This window comes from Allocoleopsis sp. (assembly GCF_036703385.1).
In the GTDB taxonomy this organism is placed as follows: domain Bacteria; phylum Cyanobacteriota; class Cyanobacteriia; order Cyanobacteriales; family Coleofasciculaceae; genus Allocoleopsis.
Genome location: NZ_DATNPA010000358.1, coordinates 1 through 15,688, shown reverse-complemented (window position 1 = coordinate 15,688; position 15,688 = coordinate 1). Strand labels below are relative to the sequence as shown.

Sequence of the window (15,688 nt, the reverse complement as noted above, 5' to 3'; positions counted from 1 at the left end):
CAACACCTTCCCCGTCAGCAAATCCTTCACCGTTGCCAACAACATTCGTTGAGCATCCACTTCAAACTGCACCGAAATACGGTCAACACCCACTTCCCCCGGTGGATCGAGATGCGCCACACAAACCTGCTGATGGTGACTTTCCAACGAGCGATACTCATCCTGTTTACGTAGCTGGCTACTTGTCATCCGTCCTTGGCGATCATAAGTTACCTCCGCTTGCGTCATTTGAGCTACTTCCCCAATATCCAGACGAATTTCTCGTTGCCCATCAATCGCTACTTGTAACGTCAGAGGTTCTGGGCGCTGACAGGGGTACTTTATCCCTGGCTCAAACAGGGTAAAAAAAGAATAAGTTTTGGTATAAGGTTCCCAGAGACGGATGGCATAACTGTGACGCAGGTAATCCTCCACATCCACCAACTGCGTGACAGCCAAAGCCCCGTGTGCCACGGCATCAAAGGGTTTATCTAACTTCACCCTCAATCGTCCAAAGTAGGAAATAATCAATTGTTGTACAGCGGGAATTAAGCAACTGCCACCTACTAACAAGACTTGTTCAATCTCCCCTTTGCTGATGCCTTTTGTCAGGGCTATTCTTAGTACCTCATCCAACGCACCGCGCAGTTGTTCGAGGAGTTGCCGATTTTCTAGAATTTCCTCTAAATCGTCCCGACTTAGTTGCAAGTCATAAGACATAAAAGTTTCTTCATCCAACCAACTCTCTTTTACCTCGTTCTCTCTGGAGAGTCTGATTTTCAGGCGTTCTGCAATTTCTAGCAAATTCTGCCAACCCACTTCCCCAACGTCGGCGCGTGATGAACCTGATTTACGCAGGTAATCTTCAACAATCCAAGTATCAATATCCTCACCCCCCACATAAGCATCTGATTTCGCGATGACTTGGGCACGCAAAGAATTTGGGATTTTAGAGTTCCCCCCTGGATAAGGGGAGGTAGAGGAGTGGCGATTTTGGATATTGGATTCTAGAACAGTACGAACTAAGCTTAAATCGAGAGTACCCCCTCCAAAATCCACGACTAAAACGACTGAACCGGGGCGCTGTAAGGCGTAGCCCAAGGCGGCAGCGGTTGATTCGTCAACGAGCTGAACCTGAGAAACACCCAAGCGATCGCCAAGGGTACGAAACCAATCCAGATAGCGTTCAAATGCGCCTACAGGCACAGTAAAAATCACCTGATCAGGTTGGACTTGTTGGGCTTGAAGCTGTTGCCAGATTGCCTGAAGAAAGAGTTCTGAAACCGTTTCAGCCGAGTAGGTGCGATCGCCAATTTGGCGAGGTGGAGGTTGATAGTCAGCGGCTAAGTCCCGTTTAAAGCCTTTAAAGAAACGCTGGGGTTGAGAAAGTCCCAAACGTTGCGATCGCACCGGTTCTCCCACCACCAGCTGTTCCGATTCTTTAACAAACACTAGCGTAGGCACCACCGGGACTTCCTGGGTTTCTCCCCCCGCCGTTGTCAGCTTGAACAAACGCGAGATTGGGTTCAGCCTCAAGGTTCTTGGGGCTTTGGTGTCGGGTTCTAACAAACTGACGACGGTGTTGCTGGTGCCGAAGTCAATGGCAACAGTAGTCATTCGATTTTGGATTTTGGATTTTGGATTTTGGATTTACTCTCCGCACTCTCACCTCTGAATGAATTACAAACTACGAATTATTCAGTCCTAGGGATTCAGTTTTCACTTTTAATGCCTGGAGGGAGAGTGCGGCTAACTTTAGCAGGGCAAAGGATGCGATCGCCATCCTGATATCCCACAAACCGAATGTATACCAATTCTCCCACCGTGATATCCTCAGCATCTGGCTGATGCAATTGCGGATCGTAGGGCACCTGCTCCCAAGGCTTGCCAATGCATTCATACCCCCAACTGTTGAGCAAATTCTCTAAGGGTGTAAACAGCGCCACCAGATTCTTTGCAGGCAAATCTGGCTTAGACTGTGTCATCTTCCGAGCCGTAGGATAGTTAGTCAGTAAGGTTTGTAATTGCTCAAAGGCAAAGTCTCGCTCATCAGACTGCACTTGGCTCGCCTGCTGCTGCAACTCCTCGCGCAATCGCAGGCATTGTTGCCGTAACTGTTCGATTTCAAGTACAGCGCTTGACGAAATACCAAAAATGTGCATCGTTTCCTCAAGACTCCAACTTAAAGCCGTTGCTAATTGCTGGAGTTCGTTGAGCTTGAGTTTTCCAATATCGCCGCGACGTACCCGCCGCAGAGAATGGGGAGTTAAACCAGATTTTTGCTGCAACGCTTGCCAAGTGGGAATGCCTAACTGAGATAGGCGATCGCGCAAAACTTGCTCAATCTGTGAGTGAACCTTTTCTTTGGTTTGTGAATCAGTCCCCATAAGGCTTAAAACTAGGGCTGTGCCTCCCAGCCACAGGAGGCCACCGAACCAGAATAAATTAGGGTCGAAACCGTTCACCAGCCGTTTACCTCTGAGTCAGAGATTGGCTTTCTTCAACGGTTACATTTTCTTCACCCTCATAATACTCTGGCAGGAATTCTTGAGATTCCACTTCGCCTAGTGCCTGCTCAAGTCCTGCGGTCGTACTCGTACAACTGGAGCCAGAGGCATTGAGAACTTTCTCTTTAATTTTGCCGTCTTTGCCAATCCGATATTCAATCTTTTGATATTCCGCCATGATTACTCCACCTGATGCGTGAATAAGAGGACGTTACTTGTGTTCAGTGCCATCCTAACCCAATCTAAAAAGCTCCTATAGAGCGACTAAACAAGGCACTGATAACAAAGCGCTTTCGTCAAATCAAAAAAACACTGACAGACAGTCTATGTCCATACGTTTAAGGCTGGCTCCTTACTTCCTTTTTACCCTGCTGATGCTGCTCCTGTTTGCCTGTGGCGGAAACAAGGAGAGCAAAACGCAAGTTAATGCCAAGATTGGGAGCAGTAGCGCTATCCCCACCAACCCTAACATCATTGTGAACTATATCCGAGGCGCAGCCGAGCAGACAAAACTGCTGTTGGTAGATGCGAACAATGGTGAAATAACCGAGTGGCAGTTGCAAGGATATCGCCTACACGACCCCAAATCCCCGTGCAGCAGTAGCACTGTGTTTCGCGGACTATCGTGGTCACCAAAGCGCCAGCAACTACTCTTAGCCTCCGACCTCAACTGTCAGTATGGGGACTATCTCATTGACAAAAACGGTACTGTTAGTAACTTAAATATTCCCTCCTTAAGGTATCCGCAGCGTCCCATCACGGTAGATTCGCCACAACTGTCACCGGATGGAACCCAGGTGGCATCTGTAGATACTGATTTTAAGACAGGAAAGGGAATTCAGAATGTTTACTTATTCGATATCGGCAGTAAAAAGAGCCGCCAACTGACGAACCTAACGGATAAAGAATTTTATAAGCTGCAAACTGTTATTTGGTCGCCCGACGGGGAGTTTCTGGTGATTGTGGGACTCGATTCCCAGAGGGTACCAACCGTCTTGCAAGTAAAGCGCGATCGCAGTAACTTAACTATGCTGCTGCGCGACTCTGCCGCTCAATCGTATAAGTTACCCGTCGAGGCGCTAGAGAACTACAAAATTTCGCCCGATAGTCGCTATCTGGCGTTTTTAGCCTCCGCCAACAAGAACAACGAGAAAGCTGCACAGACTATCTGGCTACTCGACTTCAAGACAAAGGCAGTCCGGCAACTCTTAGAACCCGCCAAGGAACCGCACCGCGCAATCAAAGCATTTGATTGGTCGCCTGATGGGAAGCGGTTGGTACTGTCGGCTGGGTTCGATACAACGGCTTCCTGCGGTCTGAGTTTCTTTCCTATGCAACCGCGCCAGAACTGTAACAGCAACACAGCACTCTACCTGATCAACGCCGACGGCAGCAACCTGACTCGCCTCACCCAGATTGAAACCACTCATGATGCCAGGGATACCCTCAAATGGCTCTCTCGGTAGAAAACCAAGGACAGAGGGGAAGACAATAAACTTGCATTCAAGTCTCTTGTCCCCTCTTCCCCTCTTTCTCTGTGTTCTCTGTGCCTCTGTGGTGCGTTAAAAATATTTTGGTCACAAAAAAGCCCCCCACAAATGTGAGGAGCTTTTTAGCTTGATACTTAGACCTGGTTAGGCAAGCCGACGGGAATCCCGATAGCACCAGCCAAGCACTGTACCACTTGCCACTAACTTAATAACTTCCAGCAGCCAGTACCCTCCCTGCATCGGAATCATTCCAGCAGGTATCTCATTGACTGGCTCCAAAAGATTGAGCTGTACTGCCAGGGCGGTCATCTGCGGCGTCATGATATAGGTATAAATGATTGCAATTGCCAGCAGAAGCGCCGATAAGAAAATTGCCCAGCGTCTTACGTGACTATAAAGATTTGAAGTACCACGAAGCGCTAGGAGGCTAACTAACACCAAAGCGGCACACAACAACTCGATGCGATTAAAAATCCAGAAAATTGAATAACCAGCTGTTGCGAAACCCGCTTGACTCATCATCCCAGCCCCATAGAGACTAGGCATGAGTACAAAATCGACAATTAGACTACCACTTAGCCAAAATCCCAAGGCAAACATTGCAATAGTTTGCCATGAGGGTTGCTTTGATCCAGTGGCAAAAACAGCGTTCATAGAACTTCCTCTAATCTCTGTCCTACTTTCAGCTTAACGAATACTGATGGCAATAACCATGAAGTATTTTTTCAAGCAAAACGGCAAACAATTAAATAATATCTACTGGAAATTGCTACTCATTCTTATTAGAAGTAATTGTAAAAAAACTTCACGCGTTGATACCCTATCAATAAGTAATGTTGCTTATTTTTGACGGGCTTGAGGAGTTTATTTTAGTCAGCAAAGGTTCGTTTCATGATTTAGAACTCAAGTAGAGCGTTAGTACCGCGATGGAAGTTCTACGATTCTTTCGGGAATTGCAGAAGCCTACACTTACCCTTACGGGAAGTGTAGGTAGTTCACGCTTGAGCCTTCTGTTGCTCGATCTTTAGGGCACACTCTACCCGTTTGTACTCACTTTCTAATCGGTTGGCAAACTCTGGGGTAACTGTAACGATGCCTGATTTTCCTATTTTCTCCAGTTCTTGACACAGTTGAGAAAATTCGTCTGCGCCTAAAAAAGCACTCGTTGTCTTCAACAGATGAGCAGTGTGGTATAAAACCTCTGGCTGCTTTTGATCGATCGCATCTCGAATGTTTTGCACCAATTTAGATCCATCTTCTAAATAGATGTCGATCATTGAGACCAAGAAGGCTGCTCCTTCTTCACCTGCGATACATTCGATTTCTTGTAGCATCTTGACATTGAGAACTGCGGGTGTTGTCTCTTCCTGGTACAGAGTGTCTGATGAGTGCTGATGACCTCGAGGCTGACACTGACTTAAAACCTTAGACAAAGTTTCCAGGCGAATTGGTTTGGTGAGATAGTCATTGATTCCAGCTGCCAGACACTCTTCCTGTTCTTCCGGTAGTGCACGACCCGTCATGGCGATGATGTGGGGGCCGACTTCGATCGCCCACTCCTGACGGATCTGCCGGGTTGCAGTCAAACCATCCATCTTGGGCATTTCCATATCCATCAGCACCACATCGTAAGGTTGGTAATGCAGCGCTTCCAGTGCCTCCAGCCCATTGCTCACCACTTTATCGGCTTGGTAGCCGAGATGCTTGAGCATCTGCAAAACTAGTTTCTGATTGAGCAAATTATCCTCTGCTACCAGAATTTTCAGATGCTGAGAATTGTTAGGAGAAAGCGATGAATGCGGCTCTTCTGAGGAATTTGAGGGAGAGGTCACAGGCTCTAAGTCAATGGTGGTTTCGGTGGAGTCAGTATAGATGTAGCGTACACCCAAATACTCAGCCATTTTTTCTAGAATGACTTCTTCCTGACAGGGTTTGCGAATAAAGTCATCACACCCGATCGCCAGCGCCACAAGGCGTTCCTCTTCAAACGCATTAGCGGTTAATGCCAGGATAACAGGGGAGCGATCGCCACTTCTGGCTTTAATTTCCCGTGTGGCTTCGTAACCATCCATTACGGGCATTCGCATATCCATCCAGATCAGGTGGGGATGCCAGTCTTGCCAAAGCGCGATCGCCTCTTGCCCATTGGTTGCTTCCCGCACCTCAAATCCAAGAGGTGCGAGTAATCTCACCATGAGTTGGCGATTTGCCCATTTATCTTCGACCACCAGAATCCGATAAGTGGGTTGAGAAGGCTCCAATCCGATCGCCAGTTGGTGGGGTTTCAAGGTCTGCACCTCTGATGCCTCCGCCAGACAGGTTTGAATGTAGAATCTAAAGCTCGAACCGACCTCAGGCTTACTCTCAACGGTAATATCGCCCCCCATCAAGTGGACAAATCGGCGACTGATCGGTAATCCCAGACCTGTCCCTTCCTGAGATTTGCGACCTGTCTCAGTTTGACCAAAGGCTTCAAATAGACGGTCTAAATCCTCAGGCGCAATGCCGGGGCCTGTGTCTTCCACCTCGAATAGAAGAGGCAGACGAGTAGAGGAGCAAAACGGTAAGACGGCAATTTCGCTCTCCTGTTCCCCTGTGGGGACTCCGTCCCACTTCGCTAATACTAAAGCTCCTGTGCTCTCCTGTCTCTGGGTGTAGTCATAAGTAATGGGTTGGCAGGAAGAGTCTTTCTTCTGCTCCGTATCTCCCTTGTCCCCTTGTTTCCCCTCGTCCTCTGCTACTTTCCCAGTTCTAACTCGCAGGATGACGTGTCCCAATTCGGTGAATTTGATACCATTACCGAGTAGATTAATCAGTACCTGGCGCAGTTTGCTTTCATCAGCGCGAATGTATTGAGGAACATCAGGGGCGCGATCGAAAATTAGCTGCAAGCCTTTCGATTCGGCTTTGAGTTCCAGCATGTCTTGCAATGAATTCAGCAGGCGATAAAGATCGAAGCTAACTTCATTAAGTGTGAGTTGACCCGCTTCGATCTTGGACATTTCCAGGACATCATTGATTAATGACAATAAATGCTCGCCACTGCGACCAATGATTTCCAGATGCTCCTTTTGATCGTGATTCAGGGAAGAATCGCGAGTCATAACTTGGACGAAGCCCAAAATAGCATTCAGGGGTGTCCGTAGCTCATGGCTCATGTTTGCCAAAAATTCACTTTTGGCTTTGTTAGCGGCATCAGCGGCTTCTTTGGCTTTCTGCACCTGGCTGAGGAATTCTGCCTGCTGCAATGCCACACCGAGCTGAGCGGCGATTTGGGTGACAAATTCTATTTCTTTTTCCCGCCATCGGTGCGGTTGCGAACACTGGTGAATGCACAGCAACCCCCACAACTCATCTCCCTTGAGGAGCGGCACGACTAGATTAGCCCTCACCTGGAAGCGGGCAAGGATTGCTAAATGACAATCGCGCAAATTGGCTTGATGAATGTCGTCCACTCCCCAAATCCGCCCTTGCCGATAATGGGTGGCATGATGTTCCCCAAAGCAGTGGTCTCGGACTTTGGCAGCCATTGCGGAAGGAAAACCAGGCAAGACATCCTCGGAGACAAATTCCCCCTCTGTGTAACCAGAGCCAAGAGCAAACCGGAACATGGCAACGCGATCGGCATTCAGCAATTGGCGCACCTCAGTTGCAGTCGTATGGAAAATGGTATCGATGTCCAGAGTGCGGCGTATTTTGTCAATGACCTTAGCAATGGCTCGTTCTCGTTCAGCTTCCTTGGCTAACTCCTCTGCTCGTTGTCGCAGTTGCGCCTCTAATGTCGTTTGTAGAACGGAGGAGCGCTGCTCAGCCTCTCCCAGCAATTCCGCTTGCTGGAGTACCACTCCTAACTGACCACTTACCTGAATCAGGAATGTGATGTCATCGTCCTTCCAGTAGCGGGGGCCTGAATTTTGATAGATGCTGAGCAAGCCCCAGAGCTGTTTTCCCTGGTAAATCGCAACAATTGCGTAGGCTCTGGCCTGAAGGCTCTCTAGAAATTCAACGTAGCAGTCGGTAAATCCGGCTTTGTAGATGTCACCGACCACGCGAAATGATTCGCCTTGTGTATATAGACCCCCCTGTGTTTCTTGCAAGTAGGTATCTGCGGTTGGGGTAACGAGTAACTTCACGCTACACTCGCTGACATTGTTCTGGAGTTCTGGGTTTTCGTGTTGTTCCTGCAACAGGGATTTCCAGCCATCGGCAACGGACTCCACCACAAATTCGCCACTCCAGTCTGGATTAAAGCGATAGATGGCAACCCGATCGGCTTGGGTAAGCTGACGCACTTCCTGGGCAGTCGTTTGAAAGATGGTGTCGATGTCGAGCGATCGCCGAATTTTATCGATGATAGCAGCCACCGCCCTTTCCCGCTCAACGGCTCTGGCAAGTTGCTCTGACTGAGTTCGTAATTGCTGTATTGCTTGGGCGTGTTGCAGGGCAACCCCCAGTTGAGAGCCAATCCCAGATAGCAAATTGACTTCATCGGCTTCCCAGTGGCGGGGGCCGGAATTTTGGTAAGCTGCCAGCAAGCCCCACAACGTCTCACCCACAAACACGGGTACGACGCAATAGGCTTTTACTTGGAACTGTTCTAAGATTTCAATGTGGCAGGCAGTATGACCCGCTAAATAGATGTCATCGACCGCAAACGTCTCCTGCCGACGATACCTGCCGCCCTGAGATTCTTGGAGATGAGTGTCTGTCCACGTCGTGCGGATGTGATGACCAAACACTAGGGGCTTCCATCCGTCTGCAACCGATTCCCACACATATTCTCCGCTCCAGTCAGGGTTGAAGCGATAGATTGATGCGCGATCGCACTGTAAGAGATTTTTCGTTTCCTGAGTTGTGGTGTTGAAAATTGTTTCAATATCGAGAGTTTGATTGATTTGTTTGAGCACGCGGTGGAACGTTTGCTCTCGTTTTGCCTTCAGCGTCAGTGCGTCAGCCCGCTTCTGTACCTCCGCTAAAAGGGATGTCTGAAGTAGAGACGATCGCCTCTCGGCTTCTAGTAGTGATTCCGCTTGCTCGATCGCGACACCCACATGGGCTGCAATGGAGGTAAGCAGCTCAAATTCCCCAGGTTGCCACTGACGGGGCGTTGAGCATTGATGGATACACAATAATCCCCACAACTGCTCCGCTCTAAAAATGGGAACCGTCAAGCTACTTTTCACCTGAAACCGAGTCAGAACGCTCAACCCAGACGCAGGGGTGCGCTCTGCATAGAGGTCATCAATGGCAGACACTTGTCCATGAACAGCGTCTAACACGACTTGCTCTCCCAAGTCGTTCCGTTGTAGCGTAGTCTTCAACATGGAAGCAAATCTAGGCAGAACGTCTTCCGCCACCACTTCGCCATAAGCATACTCGGCATCAGGAGCAAAACAGAACACGGCTACGCGATCGGCATGGAGCAGTTGCTGCACCTCGGTTGTGGTGGCTTGCAGAATGCGATCGAGATTTAGACACTGCCGAATTTGGGTGACGGCAGTAAACATCGCTTGTTGTTGAGCTAGCGTACTCGTTTCGGGGAGGAGCAATTGCTCTAACCGAGAAACCCGCTGACTCAGATTTGTTACCTCTTGCTTCAAAAAGTCTTCAGAATGTTTGTCACTGCCAGACATAGAACTGATATGCGGAAAGTGTCCTGGATAGTTCACGCTACATCTGTGTTGTATAGGTTTGCGCCAACTTACCTGGAGGAGTAAATTCCTCCTCACTCCTACCAACGAACGTTAAGCAGGATGATTAAGGTGAGAAAGTTAATACCACTTCAAGGAATATTTGGGTTGAATAAGAGTGCGATCGCGCTCATTTCACTATTTAATAGTGAGCCTATTTACCAAACCTATGCCAGTTTTTGCAACATAATCGTTACTTGAAGTCCCTGTTGCCTGTTCCCTCTTAACGCACCCGATATAGATACATCGCTGTTATATGGGATAAGTTCGCCGAGTTGGCTCAGGGACATGGCGACAAGACGCAAGCTCAGAGGGCAACCTTGTAGGACGGTTCTCTCCCTGGAGTGACACAAGAGCGATATATTAGCTGTCACGAAGACTTCGAGGCGACATTCCGCATCCTTTGCCAAACGGTAAAGCCTAACAGAATCACAATGCTGCCCATCGTGGCATGAATCACGATTGGAGTCATGCCTTGTAGCTTCATGGCCAGCCAGTTGGCGACCACAGTGAGTCCCCAAAGGGTGATTGCAGCGCGGCGCTGGGATAACCCCAAGGCTAGCAAGCGGTGATGCAGGTGGTCTTTGCCAGGGGTACTCAGGGGGTTTTTACCTGCCATCAGTCGCCGGACAAATACCTGGGTGGTATCCAGCACTGGTAAGAGCAAAAAGAGAACTGGGGGCACGAGGGCAAATAGTGTAGTCACTTTCAAATTGCCTAAGATGCTGGTTGCCGCAAGCACGTAGCCGAAAAAGTAGGCTCCTGCATCTCCCATAATGATGTGGGAAGGATGGAAGTTATGGCGCAAAAAACCGAGTGCCGCCCCACCAAGAGCCGCTAGCAGCAATGTAGCCGCTGCACGAGTGGGAAACTGGGCTGAAACCGCCAAAAGGCTCATCGCTGTAATAAAACTGACACCCCCTGCCAAACCGTCCATCCCATCCATCAGATTAATAGCATTCGTAATCCCCACTACCCAAAGCACGGTGAGAACTGTTGAGAGCAATGGGTCGATTGGAGTGCCGAAGGTCGCTTCAATGCCACTGTGGTTGGCGACTAGCAAAAGTGCTGTCAGAATCTGAGTGAACAGGCGAAATAGAGGAGGTAGACCAAACTGGTCGTCAATGAAGCCCACCAGCACCAAAATCGAGCCGCCCAGCAGAATTGTCAGTACCTCAGCCAAGACGCCTTCGATGACGATGGGTCTTAAAAGGCTTGCCAGTACTAGTGCAGCGACTACTCCGGCGTAGATGGCTAAGCCACCCGCATTGGGTAAAGGTTCTCGGTTGAGCCGCCGTGCGTTAGGTTGGTCTGCCCAACCCACCCGTAAAGCAAAAGAGCGTACTGCTGGTATAAAACGCCAAGTTACTCCCCACGCTAACGCAAAGGTGAAAACTACCGCCAGCCAGCCGGTGCCGCTGGGGTCGGCGATGCCGAGAGACCGAAGCAAGTCGTACAAATTCATCTCCCAAATCCCGCCAGACTGCCAATAATCAACATTAGCCTCAACAGTACACGAATCAATCCGCTAAAGTATTACCGAAGTTTTATCGCTTATGCCTGTATAAAATAGAGAGCAAAGGCGTTGGTGTCAAAGAATGCCTCAAGAAAGTTTCTATCTGTGAGGAAATGCCACTTAGTCATCTATCTATCTATATAGATGTCGCCAGAGAGACCTGAAAAAGGAATTGCCGATGACAGCAGCTGTTCACTAATCCAAAGAAGGCTATGCGGTACAAGTGTTGGCCTAGCATAGAAGCTTTGGAGTTAGCTCTCCCGAGCAGGCGGCTCTTACCCTTAGTGGCCTAAAGCCAAGGCTGAAGAACCGAAGCGGTAGCGAGTCTAAGTCAAGGCGAAGCGAGCAGCTTTGTTAGAAAAGCGCCTGATTGCTTCACGCTAACTCGGAAGGGTAATTGCTTTGGATCGCAGCTGAAGCCACATCGTGCAAGCCGATGCATCCGTACACCCCAGTTGCTTGAAGAACAAGGTGGTATGGCTTTGCGGCTTTAACTGTCTACAAAACTAGTTCATAAACTGGGCCTAGCGATTAGGTTTGTGAGGAGGATTCCGGCGGCTGTTCACGCTCTTGGGGGGTTGTCGAGGCGGCATCGACCGACTCAATATACTGACTATCCATCAGAAAAGCCCCTTTGGTAAAGCGAACGCCCCAATATCCTCCAGGACGCCGATCAAGAATGATACCCTCTTCCCCAATGTGAATGACAGTTGGGGGTCGCAGCATCGGCATGGATTCAGCGGTCTTGACGTAACGTGGTAGTGCGATCACCCGGACGCGATCGCCAACGGCAAATTCCTTAGACATAAGCTACAGGCAAAGTATTTCACTTAAAGTTTAAAGAGTGATAGAAAAAGGGGCGTAGCCCAAATCTTTATCCTTCATCCTTCAGCTTTTAAATAATCGCTTATCGCGTCTGTTAGTTCTATCTTCTCGTCTAAACTTATAATTCAGGACGCGCACAGAAGTAACGTCCTTAAAGATTTAAAAACTCTCCTTAAGAGAGAGGCAAAAGGGAAGAGTTCTTCAACTTAAACCTATAAGTATCGCCCAACCTCCTCCCCTTACCCCCTTCATCTTCGTTAGGGAGCGCTCCAAATTCGCTGGTGGTATTGCCCTAAATCGGCATAAGGGTCTGGAGCTTGGTGGGAATGGTTATGTTCATGATGAGGGTGATGCCCATGCTCATGAGGATGGTCGTGAGAGTGAGAGTGAGCAGCCTCTTTTCCAACCGCTGCCATCCGGAACTTACACATCTCACAATTCATCTGCACTTGCCCCAGTTGAGTCTCAATTTCTCGCTCCCGTAGAATGGATAGCATCTGAGGCTGAATGCCCATTTCTGGCAAACAGGTCATAGAGATTTCTGGAATTTGCTCCTGCTGCTGGGCGGTGATGTCAAAAATCTTCTTGACTAGAGCCCCAGTGAATAGGAAGTAGGGTACAACAATAATGCGCTTTGGCTGGTACAGTCGAGCCCGACGGAAGCCTTCTTCTAAGCGAGGATGGGTAATGCCGATAAAGCAAGTTTCAACCGTTTGGTAGCCACTTCCTTCCCAGAGTATCCGAGCCATTTTGTAAACATCACCATTGGCATCAGGGTCGCTAGAACCTCGACCGACAAATAGTAAGACGGTCTCTTGTCTTGAGGTTGAAGGTTGGTTCGTTGAAGGTTGAAGGTTAGAACTTTCAGCATCCAATTTGTTAACTGGCTGCTCTTTTGGTGGCTGATCCAATGCGGCAAGGCGATCGCGCCATAATTCCAAAATTTTTGGAGTAATCCCAAAATGACGCCCGTAGTGAAACTTTATGTGAGGATGTCTGGCTCTGGCTCGGTCTAACTCGTTGGTGACATCAAACTTATTGTGTCGCGCTGCAAACAGCAGAATTGGTAACACCGAGAGTTCTGTGTAACCCTGTTCTACACACTGGTCTACTCCCTCCTGAATGCTTGGGCCAGTCAGTTCCAAAAAACAGGGCAGCACAGGACGAGAAGCATCTAAAGCCTGGTAAGCCTTGGCAAAATCCAGAAAAGCCTGACGCCCCTCCTGATCTCTTGTGCCATGACCAATCATCAACAAAGGGCGTTGTAGCGGTAGAGGGGGTAACGACAGCGAATCAGCGGTGAAATCAATAGTATTGGCGGTAGACATTAACGTTAAAGCTTTTTCCCGTGCGAGGCAGGAGTATAGAGTGGACAGGCAACAAATAGGCGTTCTGGCTTAAGGAAATGTCAAGGATGAAATGTTATTGTGACAACAATTAATTCGTCGTACTTTTTTAGCTTGAGTTGTAAAAGCTCAACCTTTTTTCATCTTTCACCCTTCATCCTTTCCTCTGACAGCTGCCGCACAGCCCCGGACTTACACCGGTGTTTCCCTAAGTTGTTGCGGTTTACGGATGCCTTGATATCTTAGCGGATTCTACTCAGCCGCAAAATACAGGGGAGGGGGTTTTTTGACTCTACAAGCTGGCAATCCCAAACTTTAGACCGCTTACAGGTTGCATGGCTTCCTTCACTGATTCTCGCTCTTCCGCTTAGTAGCAAAAACTTGACTAACTTGTTTCCTTATAGTGTTAAATTTCCTGCCCCTCAGAATAACAGCGTTTCAACGAGCGATCGCTCCCTAAAAACAAGCACCCACTTCAGACAAAAAGTGAGTGCTTTCTTCCAAAAAATTAGAATTAAAGGGCGCGGCCTGATTTAATAAGCATCCTGCAATTCATAAAAATCAGGCGATATATAATCCTTGCGTAAAGGCCAACCGACCCAATCTTCCGGCATCAAAATCCGCTTTAAATTCGGGTGTCCTTCATAGACAATACCGTACATATCGTAGGTTTCTCGCTCTTGCCAATCGGCGGCTTTCCAAATCCAGTAAAGGGAGGGCACCGTAGGATTATCTCGTGGTAGGAATACCTTCAGCCGCAGTTCCTCAGGTCGGTCAGCATTATCGCTGACTTTAATCAAGTGATAAAAGCTGACCAACTCACCACCTGGCCCCGTATCATAGCCACCTTGACACTGTAGATAGTTAAAGCCATAAGCATACAGAGCCGTGGCGACTGGAAGCACGACTTCTCGGTCAACTTTGATTACCTCAACACCCAGGTGATCTGGCTCCATTAACTCATGGTCAAAGCCGTTTTCCTGTAGCCAACTTGAAACCTTACCCGCCTGTACTATTTCCGAGGCTTCTTTAGCTGTTGGTTTTGATTCTTCACCCACGAGACACCTCCTGCTTTTGGTCAGATTTGAGCGCTGGCGGTACTGGCATACCCATTGCTTCGGTTAATTCCTTCGGCGGAGTGAAGCGAGTCTCAGACTGTAAGTACTTCCCAGTCAAAATGTCGGGCACCTCTTTCATTTTGTGGGTTGTGCTGTAGTAACGATGGGTTTGCTTAAGCTGCGATCGCTCTTGGATAGACTCGTTGGCAACCTTCTTGCGCAGCTTAATAATCGCATCAATGATCGCTTCTGGTCGGGGAGGACAGCCAGGGATATAGACATCCACAGGAATTAACTTATCGACTCCGCGCACGGCTGTTGGGGAATCAACGCTAAACATACCCCCCGTGATGGTACAGGCTCCCATTGCGATTACATATTTCGGGTCTGGCATTTGCTCATAGAGACGAACAAGAGCAGGTGCCATTTTCATGGTGATCGTGCCCGCTGTAATGATTAAGTCGGATTGCCGAGGGCTAGAACGAGGAACCAAGCCGAAGCGATCAAAGTCGAATCGAGAACCAATCAAGGCGGCAAATTCAATGAAACAGCAGGCGGTTCCGTACAGCATAGGCCACAAACTTGAAAGCCGCGCCCAGTTGTAGAGGTCATCTACTGTGGTCAAAATAACGTTTTCTGAGAGGTCTTGAGTGACGGAGGGTCGCTCAATCGGGTTTAAAATTCGTTCTCGTTGCTGCTTGTCTAAGGCAGCACTGTTTGTTGTTGGATTGGGGTTCATGACCATTCGAGAGCTCCTTTGCGCCATGCGTAAACAAGAGCAACCACAAGAATTGCTATAAAGATTAAAGCTTCGATGAAAGCTAGTAATCCAAGGCGACTGAAGGCGACCGCCCAAGGATACAAAAATACGGTTTCAACATCAAATATCACGAAGACCAGCGCAAACATGTAGTAACGGATGTTGAACTGAATCCACGCTCCCCCTATCGGTTCCATTCCGGATTCATATGTGGTACGCCGCTCTGCACTGCGAAGGTTGGGTCGCAGCAGCTTAGATGCAGTCAGTGCTAGGAGCGGGACTAAACTGCAAGCCAATAAAAAGCCTAGGAGATACTCGTAACCGCTAAGAACAAACACAATGGGTAACTGCCACTAAAAACTTGCGTTATTACTTCTGTCGAGATAGGTAGATACTTGCGTATTTTCCCCCTCGCAGTACCGGACGTGCAACTTTCAAAGCATCCGGCTCCTGGTCTTTAGCCTGTACTCCACCTCCATCGGATAACTAGAGCAGTTTTTCAGGTAGTATTCAGGCA

The 15,688-nt window shown here is 48.6% G+C and carries 12 protein-coding genes; 1 reads left to right on the top strand and 11 read right to left on the bottom strand.

Annotated elements, in window-relative coordinates; translation table 11 throughout:
- From V6C93_RS17805 to V6C93_RS17795, 3 genes are all read right to left on the bottom strand, one after another.
- The coding region (locus V6C93_RS17805; protein WP_333478012.1) for an Hsp70 family protein at positions 1 to 1,596 on the bottom strand (1,596 nt) is incomplete at its 3' end.
- A gap of 95 nt (positions 1,597 to 1,691) precedes the next feature.
- The gene (locus tag V6C93_RS17800; RefSeq protein WP_333478011.1) at positions 1,692 to 2,444 is read right to left on the bottom strand and encodes a hypothetical protein; all 753 of its coding nucleotides are present in this window, start codon (positions 2,442 to 2,444) and stop codon (positions 1,692 to 1,694) included.
- 7 nt (positions 2,445 to 2,451) lie between these two features.
- Complete coding sequence (locus tag V6C93_RS17795) at positions 2,452 to 2,664, bottom strand: DUF2997 domain-containing protein (RefSeq protein ID WP_333478010.1); 213 nt, start codon at positions 2,662 to 2,664, stop codon at positions 2,452 to 2,454.
- 148 nt (positions 2,665 to 2,812) lie between these two features.
- On the opposite strand from V6C93_RS17795, the gene V6C93_RS17790 reads away from it, so the two are divergent.
- The gene (locus V6C93_RS17790) at positions 2,813 to 3,952 is read left to right on the top strand and encodes a hypothetical protein (protein WP_333478009.1); all 1,140 of its coding nucleotides are present in this window, start codon (positions 2,813 to 2,815) and stop codon (positions 3,950 to 3,952) included.
- Positions 3,953 to 4,120: 168 nt separating this feature from the next.
- Here V6C93_RS17790 and V6C93_RS17785 read toward each other — a convergent pair whose 3' ends face one another.
- From V6C93_RS17785 to ndhC, 8 genes are all read right to left on the bottom strand, one after another.
- Positions 4,121 to 4,630: a DUF4149 domain-containing protein gene (locus V6C93_RS17785; RefSeq protein ID WP_333478008.1), complete on the bottom strand. Its 510-nt coding sequence runs from the start codon at positions 4,628 to 4,630 to the stop codon at positions 4,121 to 4,123.
- A gap of 341 nt (positions 4,631 to 4,971) precedes the next feature.
- Entirely contained in the window at positions 4,972 to 9,609 is a 4,638-nt protein-coding gene (locus V6C93_RS17780) for a GAF domain-containing protein (protein WP_333478007.1), read from the bottom strand.
- A 427-nt stretch (positions 9,610 to 10,036) separates the two neighbouring features.
- Positions 10,037 to 11,131 carry an MraY family glycosyltransferase gene (locus V6C93_RS17775; protein WP_333478006.1) on the bottom strand — a complete coding sequence of 365 codons (1,095 nt, stop codon included), beginning with the start codon at positions 11,129 to 11,131 and terminating at the stop codon, positions 10,037 to 10,039.
- A 582-nt stretch (positions 11,132 to 11,713) separates the two neighbouring features.
- Positions 11,714 to 11,989 carry a regulatory protein SipA gene (gene sipA / locus V6C93_RS17770; RefSeq protein ID WP_333478005.1) on the bottom strand — a complete coding sequence of 92 codons (276 nt, stop codon included), beginning with the start codon at positions 11,987 to 11,989 and terminating at the stop codon, positions 11,714 to 11,716.
- 275 nt (positions 11,990 to 12,264) lie between these two features.
- A complete protein-coding gene (locus V6C93_RS17765; RefSeq protein ID WP_333478004.1) occupies positions 12,265 to 13,335 on the bottom strand; it encodes a sirohydrochlorin chelatase in 1,071 nt (356 codons plus the stop codon).
- 551 nt (positions 13,336 to 13,886) lie between these two features.
- Entirely contained in the window at positions 13,887 to 14,411 is a 525-nt protein-coding gene (locus V6C93_RS17760) for an NAD(P)H-quinone oxidoreductase subunit J (RefSeq protein WP_333478003.1), read from the bottom strand.
- Positions 14,404 to 15,150, bottom strand: a complete 747-nt coding sequence (ndhK, locus tag V6C93_RS17755) for a photosynthetic/respiratory NAD(P)H-quinone oxidoreductase subunit K (RefSeq protein ID WP_333478013.1) — start codon at positions 15,148 to 15,150, stop codon at positions 14,404 to 14,406. The genes V6C93_RS17760 and ndhK overlap by 8 nt, the downstream gene beginning before the upstream one ends.
- Complete coding sequence (gene ndhC / locus V6C93_RS17750) at positions 15,147 to 15,509, bottom strand: photosynthetic/respiratory NAD(P)H-quinone oxidoreductase subunit C (protein ID WP_333478002.1); 363 nt, start codon at positions 15,507 to 15,509, stop codon at positions 15,147 to 15,149. Before ndhC ends, ndhK begins: the two co-directional genes overlap by 4 nt.
- Positions 15,510 to 15,688 lie beyond the last annotated feature (179 nt).

Excerpts from the sequence above, each read along its gene's own strand:
- V6C93_RS17795 (WP_333478010.1), bottom strand. The coding sequence starts at position 2,664 with ATGGCGGAATATCAAAAGATTGAATATCGGATTGGCAAAGACGGCAAA.
- V6C93_RS17790 (WP_333478009.1), top strand. The coding sequence starts at position 2,813 with ATGTCCATACGTTTAAGGCTGGCTCCTTACTTCCTTTTTACCCTGCTG.
- V6C93_RS17785 (WP_333478008.1), bottom strand. The coding sequence starts at position 4,630 with ATGAACGCTGTTTTTGCCACTGGATCAAAGCAACCCTCATGGCAAACT.
- V6C93_RS17780 (WP_333478007.1), bottom strand. The coding sequence starts at position 9,609 with ATGTCTGGCAGTGACAAACATTCTGAAGACTTTTTGAAGCAAGAGGTA.
- V6C93_RS17775 (WP_333478006.1), bottom strand. The coding sequence starts at position 11,131 with ATGAATTTGTACGACTTGCTTCGGTCTCTCGGCATCGCCGACCCCAGC.
- sipA (WP_333478005.1), bottom strand. The coding sequence starts at position 11,989 with ATGTCTAAGGAATTTGCCGTTGGCGATCGCGTCCGGGTGATCGCACTA.
- V6C93_RS17765 (WP_333478004.1), bottom strand. The coding sequence starts at position 13,335 with ATGTCTACCGCCAATACTATTGATTTCACCGCTGATTCGCTGTCGTTA.
- ndhK (WP_333478013.1), bottom strand. The coding sequence starts at position 15,150 with ATGAACCCCAATCCAACAACAAACAGTGCTGCCTTAGACAAGCAGCAA.